The organism is Methanocella sp. MCL-LM (assembly GCF_049676595.1).
GTDB lineage: Archaea > Halobacteriota > Methanocellia > Methanocellales > Methanocellaceae > Methanocella_A.
Genome location: NZ_CP187259.1, coordinates 2889976 through 2914999, shown reverse-complemented (window position 1 = coordinate 2914999; position 25024 = coordinate 2889976). Strand labels below are relative to the sequence as shown.

The 25024-nt window shown below is 56.9% G+C and carries 17 protein-coding genes; 10 read left to right on the top strand and 7 right to left on the bottom strand.

What is annotated here, in order from left to right; translation table 11 throughout:
* Genes ACPLPM_RS14850 through ACPLPM_RS14840 form a run of 3 tightly spaced genes read left to right on the top strand, consistent with a single transcriptional unit; the run spans position 1 to position 3270 of the window.
* Positions 1-1278: a PQQ-binding-like beta-propeller repeat protein gene (locus ACPLPM_RS14850; protein WP_424357552.1), complete on the top strand. Its 1278-nt coding sequence runs from the start codon at positions 1-3 to the stop codon at positions 1276-1278.
* Positions 1279-1323: 45 nt separating this feature from the next.
* Positions 1324-2322 carry a sugar phosphate nucleotidyltransferase gene (locus ACPLPM_RS14845; protein ID WP_424357551.1) on the top strand — a complete coding sequence of 333 codons (999 nt, stop codon included), beginning with the start codon at positions 1324-1326 and terminating at the stop codon, positions 2320-2322.
* Positions 2323-2331: 9 nt separating this feature from the next.
* Positions 2332-3270 (top strand): UDP-glucuronic acid decarboxylase family protein, encoded by a 939-nt coding sequence (locus tag ACPLPM_RS14840; protein ID WP_424357550.1) that lies wholly within the window; start codon positions 2332-2334, stop codon positions 3268-3270.
* Positions 3271-3287: 17 nt separating this feature from the next.
* Here the strand turns inward: ACPLPM_RS14840 and ACPLPM_RS14835 are convergent, their stop codons facing one another.
* The 4 genes from ACPLPM_RS14835 to ACPLPM_RS14820 are packed head-to-tail and all read right to left on the bottom strand — an operon-like array spanning position 3288 to position 8322.
* Complete coding sequence (locus ACPLPM_RS14835) at positions 3288-4808, bottom strand: glycosyltransferase family 39 protein (protein ID WP_424357549.1); 1521 nt, start codon at positions 4806-4808, stop codon at positions 3288-3290.
* 18 nt (positions 4809-4826) lie between these two features.
* Complete coding sequence (locus tag ACPLPM_RS14830) at positions 4827-5597, bottom strand: glycosyltransferase family 2 protein (RefSeq protein WP_424357548.1); 771 nt, start codon at positions 5595-5597, stop codon at positions 4827-4829.
* A 27-nt stretch (positions 5598-5624) separates the two neighbouring features.
* The gene (locus ACPLPM_RS14825; protein ID WP_424357547.1) at positions 5625-7067 is read right to left on the bottom strand and encodes a flippase; all 1443 of its coding nucleotides are present in this window, start codon (positions 7065-7067) and stop codon (positions 5625-5627) included.
* A gap of 58 nt (positions 7068-7125) precedes the next feature.
* Positions 7126-8322, bottom strand: a complete 1197-nt coding sequence (locus ACPLPM_RS14820) for a glycosyltransferase family 4 protein (RefSeq protein WP_424357546.1) — start codon at positions 8320-8322, stop codon at positions 7126-7128.
* A gap of 144 nt (positions 8323-8466) precedes the next feature.
* On the opposite strand from ACPLPM_RS14820, the gene ACPLPM_RS14815 reads away from it, so the two are divergent.
* The 3 genes from ACPLPM_RS14815 to ACPLPM_RS14805 are packed head-to-tail and all read left to right on the top strand — an operon-like array spanning position 8467 to position 12552.
* The gene (locus ACPLPM_RS14815; protein WP_424357545.1) at positions 8467-9606 is read left to right on the top strand and encodes a glycosyltransferase family 4 protein; all 1140 of its coding nucleotides are present in this window, start codon (positions 8467-8469) and stop codon (positions 9604-9606) included.
* 4 nt (positions 9607-9610) lie between these two features.
* The gene (asnB, locus tag ACPLPM_RS14810; protein ID WP_424357544.1) at positions 9611-11389 is read left to right on the top strand and encodes an asparagine synthase (glutamine-hydrolyzing); all 1779 of its coding nucleotides are present in this window, start codon (positions 9611-9613) and stop codon (positions 11387-11389) included.
* A gap of 2 nt (positions 11390-11391) precedes the next feature.
* A complete protein-coding gene (locus ACPLPM_RS14805) occupies positions 11392-12552 on the top strand; it encodes a glycosyltransferase family 4 protein (RefSeq protein WP_424357543.1) in 1161 nt (386 codons plus the stop codon).
* Positions 12553-12766: 214 nt separating this feature from the next.
* Here the strand turns inward: ACPLPM_RS14805 and ACPLPM_RS14800 are convergent, their stop codons facing one another.
* From ACPLPM_RS14800 to ACPLPM_RS14790, 3 genes are read right to left on the bottom strand one after another with little or no spacing between them, the layout of a single operon-like run.
* Positions 12767-13972, bottom strand: coding sequence for a glycosyltransferase family 4 protein (locus ACPLPM_RS14800; protein ID WP_424357542.1), 1206 nt, complete (start codon positions 13970-13972; stop codon positions 12767-12769).
* Entirely contained in the window at positions 13969-15105 is a 1137-nt protein-coding gene (locus ACPLPM_RS14795; RefSeq protein WP_424357541.1) for a glycosyltransferase family 4 protein, read from the bottom strand. The genes ACPLPM_RS14800 and ACPLPM_RS14795 overlap by 4 nt, the downstream gene beginning before the upstream one ends.
* A gap of 2 nt (positions 15106-15107) precedes the next feature.
* On the bottom strand, positions 15108-16154 hold the full coding sequence (locus ACPLPM_RS14790) for a glycosyltransferase family 4 protein (protein ID WP_424357540.1): 1047 nt from the start codon (positions 16152-16154) through the stop codon (positions 15108-15110).
* A 703-nt stretch (positions 16155-16857) separates the two neighbouring features.
* Between ACPLPM_RS14790 and ACPLPM_RS14785 the strand changes: the two genes are divergently transcribed.
* From ACPLPM_RS14785 to aglJ, 4 genes are all read left to right on the top strand, one after another.
* Complete coding sequence (locus tag ACPLPM_RS14785) at positions 16858-18000, top strand: glycosyltransferase (RefSeq protein ID WP_424357539.1); 1143 nt, start codon at positions 16858-16860, stop codon at positions 17998-18000.
* Positions 18001-18110: 110 nt separating this feature from the next.
* Entirely contained in the window at positions 18111-20963 is a 2853-nt protein-coding gene (locus ACPLPM_RS14780) for an oligosaccharyl transferase, archaeosortase A system-associated (protein WP_424357538.1), read from the top strand.
* Between the two features lie 165 nt (positions 20964-21128).
* Positions 21129-23948, top strand: coding sequence for an oligosaccharyl transferase, archaeosortase A system-associated (locus ACPLPM_RS14775; protein ID WP_424357537.1), 2820 nt, complete (start codon positions 21129-21131; stop codon positions 23946-23948).
* Between the two features lie 135 nt (positions 23949-24083).
* The gene (aglJ, locus tag ACPLPM_RS14770; protein ID WP_424357536.1) at positions 24084-24983 is read left to right on the top strand and encodes an S-layer glycoprotein N-glycosyltransferase AglJ; all 900 of its coding nucleotides are present in this window, start codon (positions 24084-24086) and stop codon (positions 24981-24983) included.
* Positions 24984-25024 lie beyond the last annotated feature (41 nt).

Here is a 25024-nt window from a genome sequence, read left to right as displayed (position 1 = left end):
GTGAGAAAAGCACTCGCAATACTATTAGTCATCACCTTGCTTGCCCTCATGCCGGCGCAGGCGATCGCGGGCGACTGGACGGCTGTCAGAAAGGACGCCCGGCATACCTCGTACACCACCGATACTCTGGCTCCGCCCCTGGAGCCAGCCTGGGTAAACAACGCCGGCAACGGAGTCATTGGCTCTGCCGTGATCTCCGGAAATAACGTTTACTATGCGAACGGGGCAGGAAACTCTCTGATAGCGGCAGACCTCGCGACAGGTAAGGTGCAGTGGATTTTCCCCGCAGGCGGCTCCATCGAGAATACGCCTGCACTTGTGAACGACACGCTGATCTTTGGGTCATATGACGGAAACGTCTATCGGGTGCGCACATCCGATGGTTCGCTCGTCTGGAAGTCTCAGGTAGGCGATGGTATGTACTCGTCGCCGCTGGTCTACGAAAACCGGGTTTTCACGGGCACGGACGGCAGTAACTTCTACGCCCTCGACCTCGCCACCGGTAAGGTTGTCTGGAAACTCGAGCGCAATACGACTCAGGCTTCACCTGCCGGCGATCAGGGGAAGGTCTTCATCGGCATGCACGACGGGCAGGTGTATGCGCTGGATGCGGCAACCGGAAACATAGACTGGTCCTACGATACGGCCAGCCAGATTCACGCTTCCCCCATGATCTTCGATGGCAAGGTCTTCATCGCCACCCGCGGCGGGGAACTCTTCGCTTTCGACGAGAGCTCGGGGGCGCTACTGTGGAAGGCTAACCTGGGCTACAAGGCAGATGCCACGCCTTCGGCAGACCCCGGCCAGGGTACTGTCATCGTCGGCACCTACGGTGGCTATGCTAAATCCTTCTACGCTAATAACGGGACACTGAAGTGGGTATCCGGGTACTACGGGCCGATATACTCTACGCTTACTGTATCTGGCGACGCGATCTACGGTGTTACCCAGGACGGCTGGATGTTCGCCCTCGACAGGGAGGACGGCTCGGGCCTGTGGGGCATTGACGTAGGCGGAGGGGCCTTCGCTTCCCCGGTTGTCGCCAACGAGTACCTCGTGATCGGCACTCTGTCCAGCCAGGTAATCGCTTTCAAGGCCTCGGCTGTGGCAGCAACTCCGGCTCCCGGGGCTTCGTCTCCGGCTCAGCCAGATACCTCTGTGCTAACTTCGGCAATGCCGGCAAATCAGCCTGCTACACCTGTCCAGACCCCGTTCCCCGGAGCCCTGGCAGCCGTCAGCATGCTCTTCATGGCCTTCATCCTTGCCAGGCGGCGATAAAAGTATATAACATGCAGGCCATTGGCAATCTGTGAGGAGTCTGGAATGAAGGTGGTCATACCCGCGGCAGGCGCCGGAAAGCGGCTCTACCCCCACACGTACACGAAGCCTAAACCCATGGTATATGTGGCAGGTAAGCCTATAATCGGGCACATCCTCGACAAGGCAGTCGATCTGCGGCCGGACGAGCTGATCATCGTAGTCGGGTACATGAAAGAGAAGCTCATCGACTACGTGGACGAACATTACAGCGACATTTTTAAGAAGATCACGTACGTCAACCAGGAGCAGCAGCTCGGCCTCGGGCACTCGATCTACGTGGCCCGGGAAGCGATCGGCGACCACCCGATCATGATAGCGCTCGGAGACATGATCTTCAAGGGCGGCTACAGCGACTTCGCTAAGCTCCATGCCTGCAACGGCAAGTGTTCCGGCTCCATCGGCGTGAAGGAAATCGACAACCCGAGCCGGTACGGTATTGTTTATCATGATGGCGACGGCAGGATTGAAAAACTGGTAGAGAAGCCCCGGGAATCTACCTCCCACACCGGTATCGCCGGCGTGTACTTCATCGAGGACACCCCTGCCCTGATCAGCGCGCTCGAGCAGCTGATGAACAGCCCTCGCAAGGGAGAGGTTCAGTTGACAGACGCCCTGCAGCTGGCCATACAGGCAGGCTCGAACTACAGGACCTTCGAAGTGAGCAGCTGGTACGACTGCGGCAGGCCTGAGTCCCTGCTGGAAGTCAACAGGCTTCTCCTGGCAGAAAAGACTCGGTCGAGCTGGAAACCCCGGAACTCTCTCCTGATCGAGCCGGTGTGCATAGGGCAGGACGTCGAGATCGAGAACTCTATCATAGGGCCGAATGTCTCAATTTCAGACGGGGCGAGAATTACGAGCTCCATTATTGAGGACAGCATCATCGGATCGCACGCGGAAATTCGCCGCATGGCGCTACGATCTTCTATCGTCGGCGACGGGGCCATCCTCTCCGGAAAGGCCAACTCGCTCAACATCGGGGATTCATCGACAATCGAGTTTTAGGTGATATTCATGACAGTGACATCGCTGGTTACAGGAGGCTCGGGCTTCATCGGGTCTCACCTCTGCGAATACTTGCTGAGCAAAGGGGAGAACGTCATCGCTGTCGACAACCTCGGCAGCGGCCGGCTGGGTAACCTTGACAGGATCATCGGCGAGGACCGGTTTAAATTTATCAGGCACGACATCAGGGAGCCTCTGAAGATCGACGGCAAGATCGACTTTGTGTACAACATGGCATCCAGGGCGTCCCCGGTGGACTTCTTCACCCAGGCTGAAGAGATCTTGATGACTAACAGCCTCGGCACGTATAACGTGATCAACCTCGCCCTGGCAAAGAAGGCCCGGTTCCTGGAAGCCTCGACCTCGGAGAGCTATGGCGACCCGGAGATCAGCCCCCAGCCGGAGACTTACTGGGGCCACGTCAACCCGATCGGCCCGAGAGGCTGCTACGACGAGAGCAAACGTTTCTCGGAAGCGCTCACTATGGCCTTCGTCAGGTACCACGGGCTGGATGGCAGGATTATCAGGATCTTCAATACCTATGGCCCGAGAATGCGGCCGGATGACGGGCGGGTGGTGCCGAACTTTACCCTCCAGGCTTTGTCCGGGCAGCCGATGACCGTCTATGGCGAAGGTAACCAGACTCGTAGCTTCTGCTACGTGTCGGACTTAGTCAGGGGCATTTACCTGGCCATGAACAAAGACGTCAAAGGCGAGGTCATCAACCTTGGTAACCCCACGGAGATGACCGTGCTGGAGTTCGCGAAGAAGATCAAGGCGATGACCGGCAGCGGCAGCGAGATCGTGTTCCGGCCACTGCCGGAGAATGATCCCATGCAGCGCAGGCCTGACATCGGCAAGGCAAAAAGGTTGCTTGGCTGGGAGCCTGAAGTATCGCTGGACGAAGGGCTCAATCAGACCATTGAGTGGTTCAAAAGCTCGATCTAACCCTTTATCTTTTACTTTTAACCAGTGCTGTACACTGTGACCCTGGAGAACGAAGCCCGGCGTACCGTGTTGTTTTCCAGCCATACAATAGTCGCGGCGTTGTCCGGCCGATCTTTGGCATCAGATATGATCACCCAGGAGACATTGCCTTTGAGGTCCTCGCTTACATTGCCCTGATAGCTGGAAGGGCTGACCAGCGCGCCGGATATCCCTGTCAGGGTGGCATAGTATTCCATTGTCCTGTTGTCGCCGTTGATGACGATCACTTTCTCCGACGGGTCTTTATGTTCGAGGACATAGTTCATGCCATCCCGTAAGTCGACGTTGACCTGGCTGTAAAGCGGTGAAATTCCCGCCGCTTCAAACAGGACGATGATCGACAGAATCGCTATGATAATAACCATCTTACCTTGCAGCCCACCTTTCGCAATCTCCGTTATCCGGCTAGTCCTGAGACCGTTCTTTGCCATAAGGGCCGGTATCTGCTCGCCGACATAGATCATGCCGGCAGAAACGGGGAGCAGGTAAGGTAACAGTAAATAGATGAAGTATCTATACCCGCAAAACCTGATCTTATAGGTCAGCAGCAGCCCGACAAGCGAAGTAATGCCTATGATGGCCACCATGTACACTGTTGCCAGCCGCTTTTTCTGGTATGCTTCCAGTAGTCCCGCTGCGAACAGGCCTCCGATTATGACCGTTAGCGCCAGCGTGAAGATCGATACGGGGTTTTTAATGCCTCCTACTGAGAGGAAGTAGAACAGCTTAGGGTAGAATAAGATGCCATCCGTGTGGATGTCGGAGTTGACGTTCTCAGACTTCGACTGGGAGATGATGTAGGGAACCTGCGGTAGCATCAGGATTGCTATCACTAACGCAGAGACGACGAGCGTCTTTGACGCCCCGGATAGCCGAAAAGGCTTGCTTTTCCAGTCCTTGTATAGAAGAGCAACTAATGCCCAGAGGAGGAGCGCGCCTGTCAGCAGGAAACCGTAGTAGTGCGTGTACATTATAAGGACGGCAGAACCGGTGAACAGAGCCCAGTATATCCTCTTATTCTCCTCTAATGCACAGTACATCGCGGTTATCTCGACGATGCCCAGGAAGATCATCAGCGGGTACATCCGCGCCTCCTGGGAATACGTGATGCTCGCGAAGGATATGGCGAGTAAAAACGCAGCGATAATACCTGCCTGCTTGCTCTTAAGCAGCTTTTCTCCCGCAATGTATATCGCTGGAATCGAGAGCACGCCGAAGATCAGGGACGGCAGCCTGGCTACGATTTCGACGGGGCCCGGAAGCATCAGGAAATAATGCAGGATCAGCAAGTACAGGGGCGGGTGAACGTCTGCGTATGTGAGCTCGACGATCTTCATAAGATCGTTGTGCTGAGAAAAGGTCACGCTGAAGGTCTCGTCGACCCAAAAGCTCTCGGTTCCGATATTATAGGCCCGCAGCAATAACGCCAGTACAGTGCACAAGGCCAGCAGAACGGGGTATTTCCACTTACTGTATAAGCTTCCGGTGTCGTCCATCATTATCCTTTCCGCAGCGGGTCACTTTGCTGACTGTCCCGTGGCCTTGTACCAGCTCACCAGGAAATTGTACGAGGCAAACATGAAAGTAGCACACAGGCCGGCTGCTCCGTCCTTGTAGCCCTTTTTACGGATCAGGTTCTCGTTGAGTGTCCAGACAAAATCGCTGAACGCCTTGAGGAAATACATTGGCCTTGAGCGGCTCAGGCCTTCCTGTCTTGCCTGAATTTTTGCGAAGCGAATATAGTGGGATTTGAAGTCCTTGAACTCGTAGCTTCCCGGCACCAGGTGTATCATGTAGTACTTGTCGTCAAGGAATTTTGTCTTACCTTTGACCTGCGGGGTTTCGTGGATCTGGCCAGTGTACAGGATACTGTCCTGCCGGGAAAACCGGACCTGGTAGTCCGGGTATGCGACGTGGCTCGTCCACTTGAGGCCAGCCTGGTCGTAGTAGTTTCGCCGGGGGAAGGCATAAGCAGCATATACATCAGTGCTGGCGAGGTCTCTCAAGCTCGCCAGGATTTCATCCGATAGCAGCTCATCGGCATCGATCACGAGGACCCATTCCTGGGTGGCCTGCTCGATGGCGAACTGGTAGTCCGGGTTGGCAAAGCCCTGAGGCTTTCTAAAAAATATCCTGTCCGTATACTGTCTGCAAATCTCGACCGTGCTGTCTGTGCTCTGCCCGTCGACCACCACGATCTCGTCCACGACGCCCTTGATGTTTTCGAGGCAGCGGCGGACGAACTTTTCCTCGTTCCGCACCACGATACAAGCGCTGATACCGGCCATTGAAAAGGTTATTACCGCATATGTGTGCTAAATAGTTATCTCTTTCTTCCTGTGGAATATTTTCATGAAGAGCTCTATGTCATCCTTCGAGAATGTTCTCGTGAGGAAGATGAGGGCGAAGTAGATGACCGCTGCGGCTGCGATGATGACGAACAGGTTGTTATCGTGCGCGAAGTAGACGAACAATCCCATGAGCAGCGAGCAGATCGTGATCTTTGCGGCGTCCGCCACTGACATGAAGCTGTATCCGGCTTTCTTGACCAGGTAGTACATGACACTGAAGATTACCAGGTTGGTAATCACCATAGTCCAGGCAGAGCCGACGATGCCGAACACCGGCAGGACTGCGAGGTTCAGAGCGATGTTGACGATCATGGAGCCGATGCTGATTTTATTACTGGCAATCTGCATATTAGTGCCCATTAAAAACGAGCCCCAGATAGTGTTCGCAAAGCTGATCAGGAGCCCGACAGCAAGGGCTTGCAGGACCGGTATGGCCGGGTTGTACCCGTCCTCGTAGAGGAAGAAGATGAACTTATCCGAGAGCAAGAACAACCCGACTACGATCGGGAAGCCCAGTATGTACGCATATTTAAGCGATTTCTGCAGCAGCACCTTCAGGTTTGAGTTGTTCTGGTGGAAGTAGGCAGAGATCACCGGGAAGATGACGGTAGTGTAAATGATGGGCAGGAACGTGAGAGCTTCGATAAGCTTGTAGGCCGCACTATAATATCCTACCTGGACATCGCCGAGCATGAAGTCGATGAGCTGGATATCTATGCGGAAGGAGAGGAAGTAAAAGACCGAGCTGATGATAAAGGGGAAGCCGCCTACCAGCAGGACTTTCCACAGGTCGAAGTCAAACCGGGGCGGGGTGAACGAAAACAGGCGGACGGCCATGATGAGGTTATACGCCAGCAGCACCAGTCCCGACGCCAGGTAAACCAGCGAAAGGGCGATAATTCCCATGTTTCCGGTGAGCACGTAGTACATGCCTACTATCAGTACGAGCGGGTTGAGCACCTGGCAAACCGCACTGTGTTCCATCTTCTGGACCGCCTGGAAGGTGGCCTGAAACACCTGGGAGATGGCGGTCACCATCAGGTACGCTCCGAGAATAAAGGCTACAATATACTTTTCCTGGTTATAACCGCCAAGGTAAGCAGTGGCAATAATTCCGGTATATGCAATGGCGATGAAGATCAGCCTCATCGACAGAGCGTTTCCTAAGTATGGCTTAATCTTCTCCGGCCTGCGGGCAAGCTCCATGGTCAGGTAAGTGCTGATCCCGAAATCCGCCACGAAAGAGAACAGGGTCGACAGGTTGAGCACAGCGTTGATAACACCATAATTACCTGCCTGCAGGTCCCTGGCGAGGTAAATGTTGATGATGAATCCTAGGCTCAGGCTAATGATGCTGGCCGAAGTCATCAGGGCGGTGTTCCACGCTATCTTTTTTATCGTGCTCATAGGTCTGACCTGTCTCTATTTACGCTTGCTTCGGTAAGGCTTTTCTGGTGTCCGGCTGTCAGTGCTTAACCGTAGACTCGTAGACGGCGAGCGTTTCATCGATCGATCTATCCATGTCAAAAGTCAGCGATTTCTGGTAGCTGGCCGCACGCTTTTGCGCCAGGTCCTCTCCCAGCGCCTTCAGGATGGTATCCGCATAAGCTCCCGCCTCGAACTTGCCGCAGAGGTAGCCTACCTTCTCGTCCACGATCTCGTTCATGGGCCCCTCGTCGATCGCTATCGGGACCGAGCCACAGGACATGGCTTCCAGGTAGGACAGGCCGAAGCCCTCGTAGATACTCGGCAGCGTAAAGAGGTCTACTGCCGCATAGTACAGGGGCAGCACCTCGTCGTCCACGTAGCCCAGGCACTTGACGTTGCTCATATTCTTCTCGCCATAGCCTCCGGCACCCTTGGACGCGACCAGCAGCGTCGCTTTATCCCCTACCTTCTTCATCGCGTCCAGCAGCAGGAAATACCCTTTGGCTCCGTCTGCCCTGCCAGTGTACATCAGGTATTGTTTACCCGGGTCCAGCCCGAGGGCCTGTCTTGCCGCCAGCCGGTCTCTGGGGTAAAAGAGGCTCCTGTCAATCCAGTTGTATATCACGTGAGTCTTGCTCTCCAGCACGCGGTAGTGCTTGTATCCTTCCAGGGCGTCGTTCTTCGAGATCGCGATGCAGGCGTCCGCCGCCTTCGAAGACCGGTACTCCATCCAGGAGTTGACCAGAATGTCCGGCATCGGGACGGGGGCCCCGAGGTGGTGCCTGCGCAGGCTGGCATAATAGCCCGCAAACGTGCCGTGCAGGGTCATCACCAGGCCGGGCCTCTTCTTCAGCCGTCTACATCGGGAGAAAGTGGAATAGCCATGCTGCGCATGGGCATGGATGACGTCGTAGTCCTCCGGCCTGATCGCCTTCGAAACTGCGCTCGAGTATCTCAGATTACCGACCGCGTAGTCAGTCGAGGCCAGCAGGATAGATAGCGAGCGATTACGCTTGAGAGGCATGAGCAGGGGAGAAGTACCTCTTTTGACATCGATGAGCTTCAGGTGGTCCCGTATGTCCTCGGCGTGCCCCGGGAAATGGATGGCGTTCTCGCAGGCGACAGTTACGTCCACGCCTCGCTTCCTCAGCCCCATGGCCAGATCGTAGACGTGCCTCTCGATTCCGCCTCCTCCTCTGGAGGGGATAAACGCAGTGATGATCAGTACCCGCATGCCCCGTCGCTCCATGTGAAAGGCCTATACGTCAGCCTTATCCTAAACTGCTTCTGAAGCCTTATAACCTTTTTCTCAGGGCTGTGGTGATACCACCGGGAGCCATAAAGGAAATATATGTAAGAATCGCATTATCAGCCAGCAGTGTTCAAAGATCAGGCGGGAGCAAGCATGAAGATCTGTATGGTGGTGGGCGGAGTCCTGGAATCGGGTGGCATCCAGACGCAGGCGGTCGAGCTATCCAGGGCGTTGGCAGACCGGGGCCACCAGGTACGCATCATCTGCATGGGCGTAGACATGCCGGTACCGCCAAACGTGACCGTCGACGTTATCGGCGAAAAGCCGTTCACTCTCGGCGTCTACCGGCGAGTGCGCAGCCTCCGCCGGGAAGGCCAGCTTGACCTTATCCATGCCCAGGGGTGCGCGGGCTTCAACGTCATCCTCAACTGCCTGCTGGACCGCATCCCTCTGGTCGAAACGTTTCACTCTACGGCGATCAGCGAGTACCGGGTGAGCACCAGGAGTCTCTTCGAGAAAAAGTACTTTGCCAAGTTTTACCTGGAAGAGTTCCTCTCCGGCCATTTTGCCAAAACCATCATCTGCGTGAGCAACTATACGAAAGACCGGGCGAGTTCGGACTACCTGATCAGCAAGAAAAAGATGACCGTCGTCCCTAACGGGATCGACATCAGCCGGTTTGCAGATCAGGCAGCCTATGCAAAGAACGGCAGGACCATCCTGGTCGTAGGCCGGATCGACCCCCGGAAGGGCTACCTGGAATTCGTGAGCCACGTGGTCCCTGAAATCGTCAGGCTCAACCCGGGCGTTCAGGTCAGGATCGTGGGGAAAGAGTTCGATACCTGGAAAGATTATACTGACAGCGTAAAGCGGGCGATAGTTGACAAAGGGCTTTCAGGCAATCTCAAGCTCCTCGGGGCAGTGCCCTTTGAAGAGCTCCGCAGGCTCTATAATTCTTCGGATGTCTTCCTGCTGCCGTCCAAGGAAGAGGGCTTTGGCATCGTCCTGCTCGAAGCGCAGTCCTGCGGCCTGCCAGTGGTGGCCTTCAACACGAGCGGGGTCAAAGAAGCGGTCGATTCTGGCTCTACGGGTTATCTGGTCAACACTTATACCGAGATGGCAGAGCGGGCCACCGAACTCCTCTCGGACCCGGCTAAGGCTAAGGGTATGGGGACCAGCGCCAGGGCCTTCGCTGCCGGCTTCGCGTGGGATGCCATAGCGGGGAAGGTTGAAAAAGTATACGAGACAGCGGTGAAAAAGAGGTAAAACAATGTGCGGCATAGGCGGAATACTGGGCAGGGCGGACGAAGCTCTCGTCAGGAAAATGTGCGACGTGATCAGCTACCGCGGCCCCGACGATGATGGCTACTACTCGGATACCGGCTTCACCATGGGCATGCGGCGGCTGGCCATCATCGGCGTATCCACAGGCCACCAGCCCATCCACAACGAGAACCAGACCGTGTGGGTGGTCTACAACGGGGAGATCTACAACTACGCGGAGCTGAAAGCCGGCCTGGAGCAGAAAGGCCACCGCTTCTACACTACCAGCGACACCGAGGTCATCCCTCACCTGTATGAAGAATATGGTGAGGACTTCCCGAAGCACCTGCGGGGGATGTTTGCTATCTCCCTCTGGGATGCCGCTAAGAAAAAGCTGATCATCGTCCGGGACCGGCTGGGCATCAAGCCCGTATATTACACGACGGTCGACGGCCTTTTCATGTTCGCCTCGGAGGCCAAGCAGTTCCTGCAGCACGAGAGCTTCAAGCCCGAGATGAACCCCGCCGCGGTCAACCGGATGTTCACCTACCGCACCATCCCGGGCACCGACACGATGTTCAAAGGCGTCATGAAACTGCTCCCGGGCCACATGATGGTCTGCCAGAACGGGACGATGGCGATCCGTAAGTTCTGGGACATCGAGGACGCTGAAATTTCGACAGCATCTCCCGACGCCTGCGCCGCAGGCCTAAGGAAGCTGCTGGAGGAAGCCGTCAGAATCCGGCTGATGAGCGAGGTGCCGCTCGGCGCTTACCTCTCCGGCGGCCTGGACTCCAGCGCTATCGTAGCGCTGATGAGCAAACACTCGGCCGACCCTGTGAAGACCTTTACAGTCGGCTATGGCGAGGCGACCGACGAGTTCGAGTACGCCCGGCTGGTAGCCGATCACTGCAAGGCGGAGTACAACGAGATCCGCATCGGCATGGACAGGATGACCGAGTTCATTCCGAAGGTGCTGTGGCATGCCGAGGTGCCGTTAAGCGACCCTGCCGCCGTGCCTTTCTACGTGACCAGCCGGGAGGTCAAAAAGCGGGTTACCGTGGCGCTGCTGGGCGAAGGCTCGGACGAGCTGTTCGCCGGCTACGGCGAATACAGATCGCTCTCGCCGAAATATTCTGTGATCCCGGGGCAGCTCAGGACCCGGTACTTCACTTTCAAACGCATACCACTCAGCGAGCGGGAGAAAAAGGGCTACCTGCTGCCTGCGCTGTGCAACGGTGCAGACCCGTCCGGAGAGATCGACGGCCACCTGAACAGCGGGGCCAGAGACCCGCTCTACCGGGCGCTGAAGTTCGACGTGAAACAGATGCTGCCGAACCACCAGCTGCTGAGGGTGGACAAGATCTCGATGGCGCACTCCGTGGAGGCCAGAGTGCCTTTCCTCGACCACAAAGTGGTGGAGTATGCCATGTCCCTGCCCTCCCCTGTCAAGCTGAACGGAACTGATGGCAAATACGTGCTGAAGAAGGCGGTTGACGACCTGCTTCCACCGAGCATCGTGTACCGGCCGAAGAAGGGCTTTAACATACCCATCGACCTCTGGATGCAGAAGGACCTGGGCGAGGTTATGGCCTCGGTCATCGACAGCGATCGTTTCGAGGAGCGGGGCTATTTTGACCGGGCGGCGTTCGTCCGGCTGAGCCAGGGCAAAGGGCTCTCGAAGGGCAAGGCCAACTACGCTACGTGGCTGGCCTTCATGGTCGAAATGTGGAACCGGGTCTTCGTCGACAGCCGGGGATGCACAGACATGTCAAAGCTGGTGTAAACTTGATTAAAGTCCTCCTCGTAGCAGGAAACCTCGGCAGCTTCGGCGGCGTCAGCAATGTGGCCAACGACCTCGGGCGAGCCATGGCCGCCACGGGAGAGATCGAATTTTACGCTTTTTCCGGCAGCGTACGAAAAGGCTCGGACTGGATTAAGGAGCCCATACCCATGCCCGGCTCCAGCGGCCTGCCTGTCCTCGACACGTTCGAGGCGCCGCTGCGGGCAAAGGGCGCTCTTCAACGGGCGGCAGACAAGATCAAGCCCGATCTCGTGCACATGCATACGCCTGCACTGATGCCACCTAAAGGGGCACCTTCGCTCGTTACCGTGCACGGGACTTACCACGCGGACGTACCGAACCTTTTAAAGTACCCTCTGTCGCCGGGCTATAAGCTGTTCTTGGCGACCCTGATCTATTCCCAGTACAGGTTCGAGCGGCATACGCTACGCTACTTTAGCGCTTTCCACCCGGTTTCCTCGATGACGGCTGACGAGCTGAAGGTCATGGGCGTCGACGCCGGGCGAATATCGATGGTGCCTAACGGCGTCGACCTCGCAGAGTTCTGCCCGCAAGCGCCGGTGGATCAGATCTATGAGAAGTTCGGCCTGCCCAGGGAAAAGCTGATCTTCTCGGTCGGCACGATTACCCCCCGTAAAGGGGCACACGTGGCGGTCAGGGCAGCGAAAGCTGTACTGCAAGCTCACCCTGACACGACCTTCGCCTTTGCCGGCTCATGGCCCCGGCTGGGAGCCAGCTACGTGAAGAAGATGCGGAAGGAGGCGGAGAAGGCGGGCATATCCGATCGTATCAAGTTCCTCGGGCCGGTTTCCCATGGAGACCTGAAAGCGCTGTATAACGCCTGCTCAGTCTTTTTATCGGCGAGCATCACCGAAGGGTGCAGCCTGAATATCCTTGAAGCAGCTGCCTGCGGCAAGCCTGTAGTTACCACCGACGTCGGCGGGGCACGAGACGTGCTGGGGGACCTGGGCTTATATGCGCCGGCGTTAGATTCTGATGCTCTTGCCGCTGCCCTGGTACAGGCGCTAGATTCGGGTAAGACATACGTGCCTGAGATAAGAAACCGCATCGAGAAGGATTTCTCCTGGGATAAGATTGCCCAGGATATGGTTGATGTGTACAAAAAGGCAGCCACATATAAGTAGCATAGCAATTCTTGAAACTTTTTGTATGAGTGCCCGTACCGTTTACACGAAGTACGCGAGGTACGCGAAGTACCCAAAGTACGATAAAAACGGCATGCTGGAAAATGATCTTATAGTAAAACTTCGCGTACTTCGCGTACCTCGTGTACTTCGTGTAAACGGTACCTGACAACCCTAAAAGTTTTCTATATCCGCATATGGGGAGGAAAATCTCTCAGCTGCTTCTAATCAGCGATCGTAGTGCTCCGGCGATACTTCCGCCCACAGCTTCCCAGGTGTACTTTTCAAGGCAGGCTTTCCGCCCTGCCTCTCCCATGGTGGCACATTTCTCCGGTGACCCCGCAATGGTCATGATCCCTTTTGCCAGCGCCTCAGAGTCGCCCGGCGGCACGATCAGGCCGCAGTTGCTCGACCTGACAATGTCCCTGACGATGTCGATATCGGTGGCGATCACGGGTTTGCCGCAAGCCATGTATTCAAAAAGCTTGATCGGGGAGAAGTAGAAGCCGTACTTTTCCATCTCGGGGAACCCTGTGGGGTCGTAGGGTGCGACAGCCACGTCTGCCGCAGAGATGTATTCAGGCACCATCTTGTGTTCTACGAATCCCGTAAAGATCAGCCTGTCCGACACACCGGTTTCCCGGGCCAGCTCTTCGATCTCCTTCGAGGACTGCCCGATAATCAGTACCTTGTAGTCATCGGGCAGGTCCCGGGCAGCTTTGACCAGAACTTCTATCCCGTGCCAGGCGCTGGCGGCGCCGACGTACACCGTGACTTTCTTACCGTCGAGGGCCAGCTTCTTCCTGACCTCTGTCCCGTCCGCCCTGCTGAACAGCGCAGCGTCTACTCCGGCAGACGTAATGACAATTTTCTCCGCCGGGACCAGGCCGTTCAGTATTTTCGGTGTGTAGGTGAAGACCCTGTCGGCCATCCGCAAGGCTGTCGGGCTGTAATCCGGATCGATGACTTCTTCGACCAGGGGGACTCCGAGCAGTTTTGCCGGGAACGCGCCGATGCCTTTTCCAGAATTGCGCTCCAGCACCACCTGACAGCGGTGCTTTGTGATAATGCGGCCGGCGATCAGGGCCATCACGGCCCGGTAAACCGTGGCGAAGTAGATCTGCTCTGCGAGCTTGACCAGCCGGGCTTTTACCGACGGCTTCTTCCCGTTACCCTTGCTGGAGACGCCTCCGCCCACGGGTACGATGAGTCCTCGAAAGACTCTGCATACATACAGATCATCAGCCAGCTTCTCAAAGGCTGGCTGGTCCTTCGACATGCGCCGGCACAGGACATAGACTGTAAAGCCGTTCCTGATCAGGGAAGCGGATACTTCCGAGACGTGGGTGGACCCGCCCAGGAAGCTGACAGCGTGGGGCAGCGGTATCTCCGGGGCTACGTAGAGCACGGCCGGCTTCACTGCTTTAGCCCCCTGATGATCTCGAGGTACTGCTTAGCGATGACTGCCCAGTCGAACTCTGTCTCTACCCGGCTTCGCGCTGCCCCGCCCATCGCGGCCAGCCTTTCCCGGTCGCCCGCCAGCTGCACGATCTTTTCCGCCAGCCTCTCGGGGTTTGAAGGCGGCACCAGGAATCCGGTCTTCCCCTCTGCGACCGTGTCCCTCATGCCCCCGATGTCGCTGCAAACCGCAGGCTTGCCGCAGGCCATCGCCTCCAGCACTGCGATGCCGTAAGGCTCGACCATGCTGGGCTGCACGTACAGGTCGGCGCTGGTGTACACGGCAGGCATTTCCGTGTTCGGCACCGGCGCCTCCACAAACCGAACAACATCGGAGACTCCGAGGTCTGCCGCCAGCTTTTTCAGATCATCCGCCTGCGGGCCCCTGCCCATGATATAGAGCACTGCACAGGGTACTTTTTTCATCACGATCTGCATAGCCCTGATCAGCGTATCGAGGCCCTTGTACGGGTGCAGTCTCGCCACTGTCAGAATCTTGAACTTGCCTTCCGTGAGGGGAGTCTTGCCTTCGGTAGGCTTGAAGAGGCTGGCGTCTACGCCTACGTTCACCACCTTCACCCGGCCGGCCGGCACCCGCAGGTGCTGCTCTGCGAAAGCCTTTGCTGCATTACAGTGAGCAGTGTAGACTGTAGCCCTATTCCTCGTGTACGCGTTGAAAGTCAGGTCGAAACAGCCAAGCATGAGCCTTTTTACTCCTGCCGGGAAGTACGTGCGCTCCGTAGACAGCACCGTGGGTATCCGGGCTCTTTTAGCAGCGAAGCTGGCCAGGTGGCAAATGGGCTGGTAGTCTTCCTGCAGGAGCAGTACATCGTAGCCGCCGCGGCGGATTTCCCCCATGATCGAAGGTGTCAGAGGTAGTTCTCCGATGTCCACGAGCGTCTTGAGGTACTTCACCTTGAAGGGCTCCGAATTGTCCGCCCGGTAGTCGGTCTTAAGCATCTTTTCCCGGGGCGCCTTGCCCGTCGAGGTAAGGACTGTCACGTCCTGGCCCAGCTTCGCCAGGCCATCCGCCAGCCCGAACTCATTCCCCCGGACGAACGGGGTGAAATAGGGCACTACGATGGCGATCTTCACTATTAGCCCTCCTGGTATACTGTCAGCAGCCTGCGAACCACGTCGTCCCAGTCGAGGATTTCTTTCATGTACGGCATCCTCTCCGCCTTTCTGATCATGTCCGCCAGCATCTCAGGCGACACCGGAAGGTCCACACTCCGGCAGAGCCCGCCGTCCACAAACTCGGACAGCGCAGAGCCGTTAGCCACTATCGTGGGCACTCCTGCGGTCAGCGCTTCGGCGACGGTAATACCGTATGCCTCGAACTTAGATAACATCACTGTGACTTCGGCGGATGCATAGCACTTGAGCAGCTCTTCCCGGGTCAGCCCCGAGTGGAACTCTACCCTCTCAGAAACGCCTGCATCGGCAGCCTCTTTGACAAGGGCTTCTTTATACGGGCCCTTGCCGATGATCTGCAATCTGTAATCCGGCAGCTCTCCCAGAGCCCGGATGGCGTACTGGACACCTTTGTACTGCTCCAGCCTGCCCACATATAATATGACTTTACTGGCCCGCACCGTTTTCAGGCCGGCAAACTCGCTCTTGATGACCCCGTTGGGTATGACCTTCACTTTGCCATCGCACCCGAAATCCCGGCACACCAGGCCCTTCTCGAATTCCGAGACGCAGATGACTGAGTCGGCCCTGCGGAAAACTCTGCTTCCGGCAACCTTGTAGGGCTTCAAGAGCAGGTTCCTCAAAGGCGTATGCCCCTTCCCGTGATAGTGGGGCGTGAAGACGAACTTCCTGGCACTGGAGGCCGTCGCCAGCAGCGCCGGAAACGCGTGGTAGCCATGGGCGTGGACGATGTCGAAGCCCTGGCTCTTCTTCACGAAATTTGACAGTGATGGTGATAAGTAGTATGCATCGCCTGGTGCAAACGCCGGAAACCGTAGTACTCTGACTCCGTCGATCACTTCATCGCGCGGATACTTGCCGGCCGGATCGGTAGAAATAACCGTCACATCGTGCCCTGCCCGGGCAAGCCTGCCGCTGATCTCGGCAACGTGAGTCTCGACACCGCCGATGTACGGCGGGTACCGCGGGCAGACCTGGGCAATTCTCATAGGCGGATATCCTTTATTGGAATCGGGTTAAATATGTTTCGGCGCCCTGGCCGATACACTACTGCGGGTCGGCCGCAAAGTGCTTGTTCTCAACCACGGCGGTACGGCTCCTTATCCTGACAACTGGAAAACAGACATTCTAACCACGGCGGTACGGCGGCACGGAGACGATTTGAGAAGCGATAACCAGATTAATATTCTAACCACGGCGGCACGGCGGCACGGAGACGATTCGGGAAGCTATGGCTGGATGGTTATTTGAACCACGGCGACACAGCGACAAACCGTACCCTAATAGCAAGGCACTCTTTTTAGATCCACGGCGGCACGGTGGGATGACGGCACGGAGACAAATATCATTTCCTTCCTTCAGGTTATTGATCGAAAGTCAGGCTGAAACCCTTGGATAGTAAGCTTATGGTTAATGCTCTGTCTCTGTGTCGCCGTGGATCAATAAAAAAGGAGCCTTGCTATTCGGGTACGGTTGTCTTTGTGTCGCCGTGCCGCTGTGGTTTTATTTACCACTGGCTTGTCGTGGATCGCCACTGTCTTTGTGTCGCCGTGCCGCCGTGGTTCCAGTTACCACCCGGTTATTGCAAGTCGCATTATTGCCGTGTCGTTGTGCCGCTGTGGTTAGTAATATGCAGCGGAGAAAAGTGTTTAAATCAATGAGCCCTTAATGCTTACAGCATCGGTGCTTGTCATGTCGGGGAAGAAAGTCTGTGTCGTAGGCCCGTCGAAGAAGTTTCTCAGCGGTATCAGCTACTATACGATTCGCCTGTCTAACGCGCTGGCTGCCAGATACGGGGTATCGGTGGTCTGCTTCAGGAACCTTCTGCCCAAGTTTCTGTTCCCCGGGCACAAGCACGTAGGCCAGGACCTTTCGAACCTGAGCTTTGAGAAGAACGTAGCCGTGTTCGACGGCATGGACTGGAATAATCCGCTGACCTGGTACCGGGCGTACAAGTTTCTAATGAAAGAGAAGCCCGACGCTATTCTCCTGCAGTGGTGGACCTCTTCTGCCGCCCACATGCACCTGATCATCTGCCTGATTAACCTCCGGCTCAGGGCGAAAATCATCCTCGAGTTTCACGAAGTGGTGGACCCGTTCGAGGAATCGATCCTGCCTATCCGCATGTATTCCCGGGTGATGGGACGCCTGCTGATCCGCCGGGCAAACGGCTTCGTGACCCACTCTGACTCGGACAAAAAGCTGCTGGCGGAGAAATACCGGATGAGCGCTGAGCAGATCCAGGTCATTCCCCACGGCCTCTACGATCAGTATAAGGCGGTCGACAGAGCTGCTGCCCGTAATTCTCTGGGCCTCGGCTCCGATACCGTCATCATGTCATTCGGGCTGATCCGGCCATATAAGGGCATTCCAAACCTCATAAGGGCATTTAACGAGCTGCCGGCCGATATTGCCGATAGATCGAAGCTGCTGCTGGTCGGGGAGATCTGGGAAGACCGGGAATCTGTTGTCCAGGCTATGGACGAATGCCAGTACAAGGACCGCATCATGCTGCTGGACCGGTATGTATCGGACGACGAGGTGGCGCAGTACTTCTCCGCCGCGGACATCGTCGTGCTACCCTATCTCCGGGCCTCGCAGAGCGGGGTAGCCCACATCGCCATGACCTTCGGGAAGCCGATCATCGTATCGAAGGTGGGCGGCCTCCAGGAATCTCTGGCCGATTACGCGGGCACATATTTTATAGAGCCGGGGGACATATCCGCCATAAAAGCCGCTATCATCAGGGTGCTGGAGGATAAGCCCGGGCCGTTCGAGCCGCCTAAGCGTGGGTGGGAAGAGATCGTGGAAAAGTACGCTACGCTCATCGAGTAGTGGGATTCGTCCACCTTATTATTTATTCTATAATAGCCCGAAAGGTAAATATATAACAGCGCTTATTGATGCTTAACCAATAATATATCGAGCATATATTGGGTGAGCGTATGGCTAAGACTGGTAAGGGGCGAGGCAGGCAGGCCGACAAAGTCCGGCCGAAGAAGCCCGGTGTTTTGGATGGGCAGACATCGCAGGCAGAACAATCGGTAAAAGCGGAGACGTCTGCACCCGCGATCGAGAAAACGGTGCAAGCGGACGAAAAAGCCGCCCGGAAGACTTTTGATCTGGCGGCATACGCAAAGTCTATGGCGTGGGCTTATCCGTTAGCGCTTCTCGGGATTATGGCGCTGATGCTGTATCTCAGGGTAGTACCCTCGTATGGCCAGGTGTTCACCGGCTGGGAAGGCAACTACGTCAACTTCGCGTCTGACGACGCCGTATACCACATGCGCCTCGTCCACGAGACTGTCACCCACTTCCCAGACAGGATCTTCTACGATCCCTTTACTCACTACCCGTTCGGCAGCATGGTCCACTTCGGGCCTCTGCTGACGCTGCTCATTGCCGGGGCATCGCTGATCGCAGGGCTGGGCAATCCCGGCACGGCCCTGGTCGACACTATCGGCGCCTACACTCCCGCAATTATGGGTGTACTCTGCGCAGTGCCGGTATACTTCATAGGCAAAAAGCTCTTCAGCCGGAGCGTGGGCATTCTCGCTGCGTTCACTCTCGCGCTGCTCCCCGGGCAGTTCATGGCCCGGTCAATGCTCGGGTTCACCGATCACCACATTGCGGAAGTACTGTTCTCGGTGACGACCGTGGCTTTCCTGGTCTACGCCCTGGAGCATGCTCGAACATCCGGGCTGAACCTGGAGAAACTCAAGAACAGGGATAAGGGAGCCCTGGCCGCCCTCGGTTTCGGGGCGCTGGCCGGCATCTCCTTCGGCCTGTACATGCTGACCTGGCCCGGCGGCCTGATCATAGGCATGATCATCTTCCTGTACTTTGCCGTCCAGGCGGTGGTGGACTACGTGAAGGGCCGGAACCTGGATTACCTGCTCATCCTGGCTTCGGCGACTTTCCTGATACCTGCAGTCATGGTTCTGCCTTACTCGCTGACCGACCTGAGCTTCCAGCTGCTATACTACTCCCTGACTCAGCCGTTTTTCCTGGGCCTGGCGCTGGCGGGCGTCGCCGCCGTTTACGGGCTGGCCGCGGTGCACAAAAAGACTAAAGCAGAGCCCTGGACCTTCCCGGTTGCGCTGCTCGGGCTGGGAGTCATCGGCATGCTGGTCCTCTACCTCTTTGCCCAGCAGATCTTCGGGCTGGTCATGGCGGGCCTCCAGGTCTTTACCCCCAGCGGCGGCATGCTCGTCGTCCGGGAGGCGGCCCCGTCGTACATCAACAGCGCTACCGGCCAGATTGACTTGAGCATGCTCTGGGAGTGGTTCTTCTGGACCTTCCCCATCGCCATCATCGCCATCGCCATGATCGCTTTCCGCGCCTTCAAGGATAACCGGCCTGCAGAGTGGCTGTTCCTGGTGTGGAACCTGATCATGCTCGTGGCGACGTTCTCCCAGAACCGCTTCGCCTACTACTTCGCGGTGAACGCCGCGCTGCTGACCGGCTACTTTGTCTACGCCGTCTTCAGGGCCTTCGACTGGGACAAGTTTACCCAGAGCTGGCGGAAGAACGTGAGAGCCGGGGCCGACGTAAGCCGATTTATTTCAGGGCACGCAGGCCAGGTCCTCGGGTTTGCAGCGCTTGCCGGAATCGCACTGCTCGTCATCATATGGCCGGCTACTTCCCTGTCCACCGGGGCTCACTCCTCCCTCGACATGGCGAAAGATCCCGGTGCTTATTTCTTCACAGGGGTAACGGAGCTCATGTCTCAGTCCGGGCCTGGAGGCATCAACCACGAGTGGTATCAGGCGCTGCTGTGGATGAAGGCCAATACCCCCGATCCTCAGGGCTCCGCGGACTCTTCCACGCTAAGGTACAGTAGCGGTTCCTACGAGAGGCCGAAAGACGGGTATGCCTATCCCTACCCGGCCTCCGCCTATGGCATCATGAGCTGGTGGGACTACGGCCACATCATTACCTATGTGGCTCACCGGATTCCAAACGCCAATCCTTTCCAGGCGGGCATCCTCGAGAACAACAATACCTGCGGAAGTGCCCCCTTCTTTTTAGCTACCGAGGAGGGTAAGGCGTATGCAAACCTGGGCAGCCTGGGCAGCCGGTACGTAGTCGTGGAAAACCGGGATGCCAATGGCTACGTAGCTGCGATGAGTGTATGGGCCGACGATCGGGACGGCTGGATGACTGAGAAAGAATTCTCCCTCTACAAGAATCAGCCGCCGGTAACCCTTCCCGTCAACAGCCAGAAGTATGAGCAGTGTATGCTGAACCGGCTGTACTACCAGGACTGCACGAACATGGGCCACTTCCGGCTGGTGTACGAGTCTCCCGGCGACTATCTTGTCAACGTCAATCTGCTGGATACCCGGGACGGGTCAATCTACTTCGACAAGTCCTTCAACGTGGCGAACTACACCGAAGCCTACGGTTACTACGTCGATGCCATAGAACCCGTAATGGCCAGCCAGGACGGCTCGCTGATCGCCTACGATGCCCGGCCCCCGGAGAAGTGGGTCAAGGTCTTCGAGGTCGTCAAGGGCGCCAACATTACTGGCAAGGCGGACCCTGGCACAATCGTGACTGCTTCTCTCGATCTGACCACCGGAGACCGGACATTTAAGTATATGCAGTCGACGGTCGCAGACTCCGCCGGCAGCTTCACGCTGACGGTGCCTTACGCGACCGAGGCGATTAACGGCTCGAACTACTCGTCTGCTGTGACGCCCACCGGCAAATACACTCTGACCATCGGTAACTCTACTTCCCAGGTCGACGTGTCCGAGCGGGCAGTTCAGAACGGCGAGACAATAACCATATAAAGGCCAGGTCTGTGCAGGATGTCCCGGGTATCTGCCTGCCCGGACATCCGGGCCCGGGATATCCCGGCAGCATGCTCTTTTTTCACGTTTCCCTGTTCTGCGACAAACGCGAAAGGTATATGTAAATAGTGCTCAATCATGGATAACCATATTAAAGGTGAGCGAATGGGAAAGTCTGGAAAGAGCGGCGGCAAGTCCGCCGGCACTGCCGGGAAAAAGCCTCAGGCGGTTAAAGAAAAACCGGTTCAGTCCGGGAACGTGACCGAAGCTGTCAAAGAGGACTCCGTCCAGGAAATGGCAGTACAGGTCGAAGCGACCAAAGAGAAAAAAGCATTCGATCTGCCTGCGTACCTGAAATCGTACGCCTGGGTCTATCCTCTGGCCCTTATCCTGATCATGGTCCTGATGTTCTACATCCGGGCAGTTCCGTCTTACGGAGCCGTCTTCACGGGCTGGCCGGAGAACTACGTCAACATCGCGGCTGACGATGCACCCGAACAGATGCGCCTGGTCTTCAACACGCTGGCCAATTTCCCGAACAGGATCTTCTTCGATCCGTTCACTCATTACCCGTTTGGTAGCACCGTCCACTTCGGGCCGTTCTTCACGCTCATGATCGCCGGGGCATCGCTCATCGTCGGCCTCGGCAACCCCAGCCCTGAGACGGTCACCATGGTTGGTGCCTACACCCCTGTCATTCTGGGCATGCTGTGCGCCATCCCGACCTACTTCATGGGCAAGAAGCTCTACGGCCGGAACGTGGGAATCCTCGCCGCGGCTACGCTGGCTTTGCTCCCCGGGCAGTTCCTGGGCCGGTCGATGCTGGGCTTCACCGATCACCACGTGGCAGAAGTCCTGTTCTCTGTCGTGACCGTGGCTTTCCTGGTCTACGCTCTCGAGAACGCCAAAACTTCCGGGCTTAACCTCGAGAAGATCAAGTCCAGGAATAAGGATGCCCTGATTGCGCTGGGCTTCGCGGCTCTCGCTGGCGTCTCTTTCGGCCTGTACATGCTCTCGTGGCCGGGCGGTCTGCTGGTAGGGTTCATCCTGTTCCTCTACTTCGCCATCCAGGCAGTGGTTGACCACACCCGGGATACCCGGATGGATTACCTGGTCATCGTGGCAGCCGCCATGTACCTGATACCGTCGGTCATGGTATTGCCCTACTCGCTCCAGGACCTGAGCTTCCAGCTCCTGTACTACTCTATCACCCAGCCGGTCTTCCTGTCGCTGGCCTTCGTGGGCATCGGCGTCATCTACGGGCTTTCCAGGGTGCTGAAGAGCAACAAGGTCGAAGCGTGGGCCTTCCCGGCGACCATGCTGGGCGTAGGCGTGATCGGGCTGCTGGGGACCTATGTGGTCTTCCCGCAGCTGTTCGAGCTCATCATGTCCGGCTTCAAGGTCTTCGCTCCCAGCGGCGGCATGCTCTGGGTGCAGGAAGCCCGGCCATCGTACCTGACTGCCACGGGCGAGTTCACCTTAGACATGCTCTGGGGATCGTTCTTCTGGACCTTCTGGCTGTCCATCATCTCGATCGTGGTGCTGGCCTTCCGGGTGTTCAAGAATAACAGGCCCGCAGAATGGCTGTTCCTGGTATGGAACGTCGTCATGCTCTGGGCAGCGTTTACCCAGATCAGGTTCACCTACTACTTCGCGATCAACGCAGCGCTCCTGACCGCTTACTTCGTATACGCGGTGTACAGGGCGTTCGACTGGGACAAGTTCGTGGAGAACTGGCAAAAGCGGGTCAGCTCCTTCGAGGACGCGCAGCGGTTCATCGGCAAGAACAGCGGCCAGGTCATCATGTTCGGAGTCCTGGCAGTCGTCTTCCTGGTCCTGATCACCTGGCCGGCCACTTCGCTGTCCACCGGGGCATACAGGAGCATCGACCCGGCCAAGGACCCGGCAGGGTTCTTCTTCACCGGCTACACCGAGGCGTATTCGCAGGGTGGCTCCGGCATGGGCTACGAGTGGTACGACGCCCTTCTCTGGCTCAGAGACCACACCCCCGACCCGCAGGGCCCGAACCTGTACTATAATGGCACGTACGTGAGATCTGGTGGCGACCGGTACGACTATCCGTCCAGCGCGTACGGCGTGATGAGCTGGTGGGACTACGGGCATGTCATCACCTACGTAGCTCACCGGATACCTAACGCCAACCCGTTCCAGGCCGGCATCAACGAGGCTAACAACACGGGCAGCGCGCCCTTCTTCCTCGCCACGACCGAGGAGAAAGGCTACGCCAACCTGAAGGCCCTCGGGAGCGAGTACGTAGTCATCGATAACGAGATGGCCACGGGCAAGTTCTACGCCATCACCGTGTGGGCGGACGACAAGAACGGCTGGGAGACCGAGAAAGAGTTCCCGATTTCGGCGACCCAGTCTGTGCCGCTCCCCGTAGACAGCAAGAAATATGCCGACAGCATGATGAGCAGGCTGTACTACGATGACGCCGACAGCATGGACCACTTCAGGCTCGTCTACGAATCCGCAGGCGACTACCAGATACGCGTGAGGCTGCTGGACACTACCACCGGAACCATCAACAGCGCGGCCCAGATCGGCATGGCCAACTATACCGAAGCCTATGACATGTACACACAGGCCATAGACCTCGTACGGGCCAGCTCCGACGGCACGATGCTGGCATACGACGCCAGGCCGCCCGCCAAGTACGTCAAGGTCTACGAGGTTGTCGACGGCGCTAAGATCACCGGCAAGGCAGACCCCGGCACAAACGTGACCGCATCACTGCCGCTGACCATCGGCGGCAGGTCGTTCACCTACACGCAGAGCGGTATTGCAGACTCCGCCGGCAGCTTCACGCTGACGGTGCCCTACGCGACCGAGGCGATGAACGGCACGAGCTACTCGTCCGCAGTGACGCCCGCAGGCAAATACACCCTGACCCTGGGCAACTCGACCTCCCAGGTCGACGTGCCGGAGCGCGCTGTCCAGAGCGGCGAAACCATAAACGTATAAAAAAGCAGTCGGGTGTCGGGCAGTTGATCATGCTGCCCGACTACTCGTCTGCCATTTTATACTCCCTCTTTTCCAAACTTTTGCCATCAGGCGAACACAAGAATTATTACGATCAACCATCTGTTATATGGTTAGATGAGAGATAACGTCTGCATCCTGATTCCCACTTTGAACGAGGGTAAAACCATCGGCAAGCTGGTAGACGCTTACAAAGCGATGGGCTTCACCGACGTGCTGGTCGTCGACGGGCACAGCACTGATAATACTGTGGCTGCGGCTCAGGCCGCAGGCGCCCGGGTAGTGCTGCAAAATGGCAAGGGCAAGGGTGCAGCTGTCCAGCAGGCCTTCGGCTTGATCGACAAAGAGATCACGATCATGGTGGACGGCGACGGTACCTACCTCCCCGCAGAAGTAGACCGGCTGATCGAGCCTATCGTCAACGGCTCTGCAGACCACGTGCTCGGCAACCGCTTTGCCAACTACGGTAAAGGCGCGTTTACGAAGCTGAACCACTTCGGCAACAAAATGCTGAACCATATGTTCAACTTTGCATACCATGTCCGGCTCAGCGATATTCTTACAGGCTATCACGCCTTTAACCGGAAGGCCCTGAAGATGGTCAACCTCAACCAGTCCGGCTTCGGCATAGAGGCCGAGCTGGCCGTGGAATGCCTGAAGAAAGACCTGCGCATGTGCGAAGTTCCCATCACTTACCTCGCCAGGGAAGACGGCGCTCCCACCAAGCTTAACCCGCTGAACGACGGCTTCAAGATCGGGTATACGATATACAAGCTAGGTAAGACCTACAACCCGATGCTATACCTGACGTTAATATCAGTCGCGATCTTCTTCATCGGCCTGCTAATCGGCGTTTACGTTGTCTGGGAGCAGTTCAGGGGCATTCCTCACAACCAGATGGCGATTCTCACCGCCCTGCTGATCATCTCGGGCATCCAGATCTTCATCTTCGGCTACATCATCGACATGATCGTGCAGATGCAGCGGGAGATGATGAGGGAAATAAGGAAGAGGTAAGCGCCTCAAGTACTACCAATTTTTAATTAATCGGCTTACGT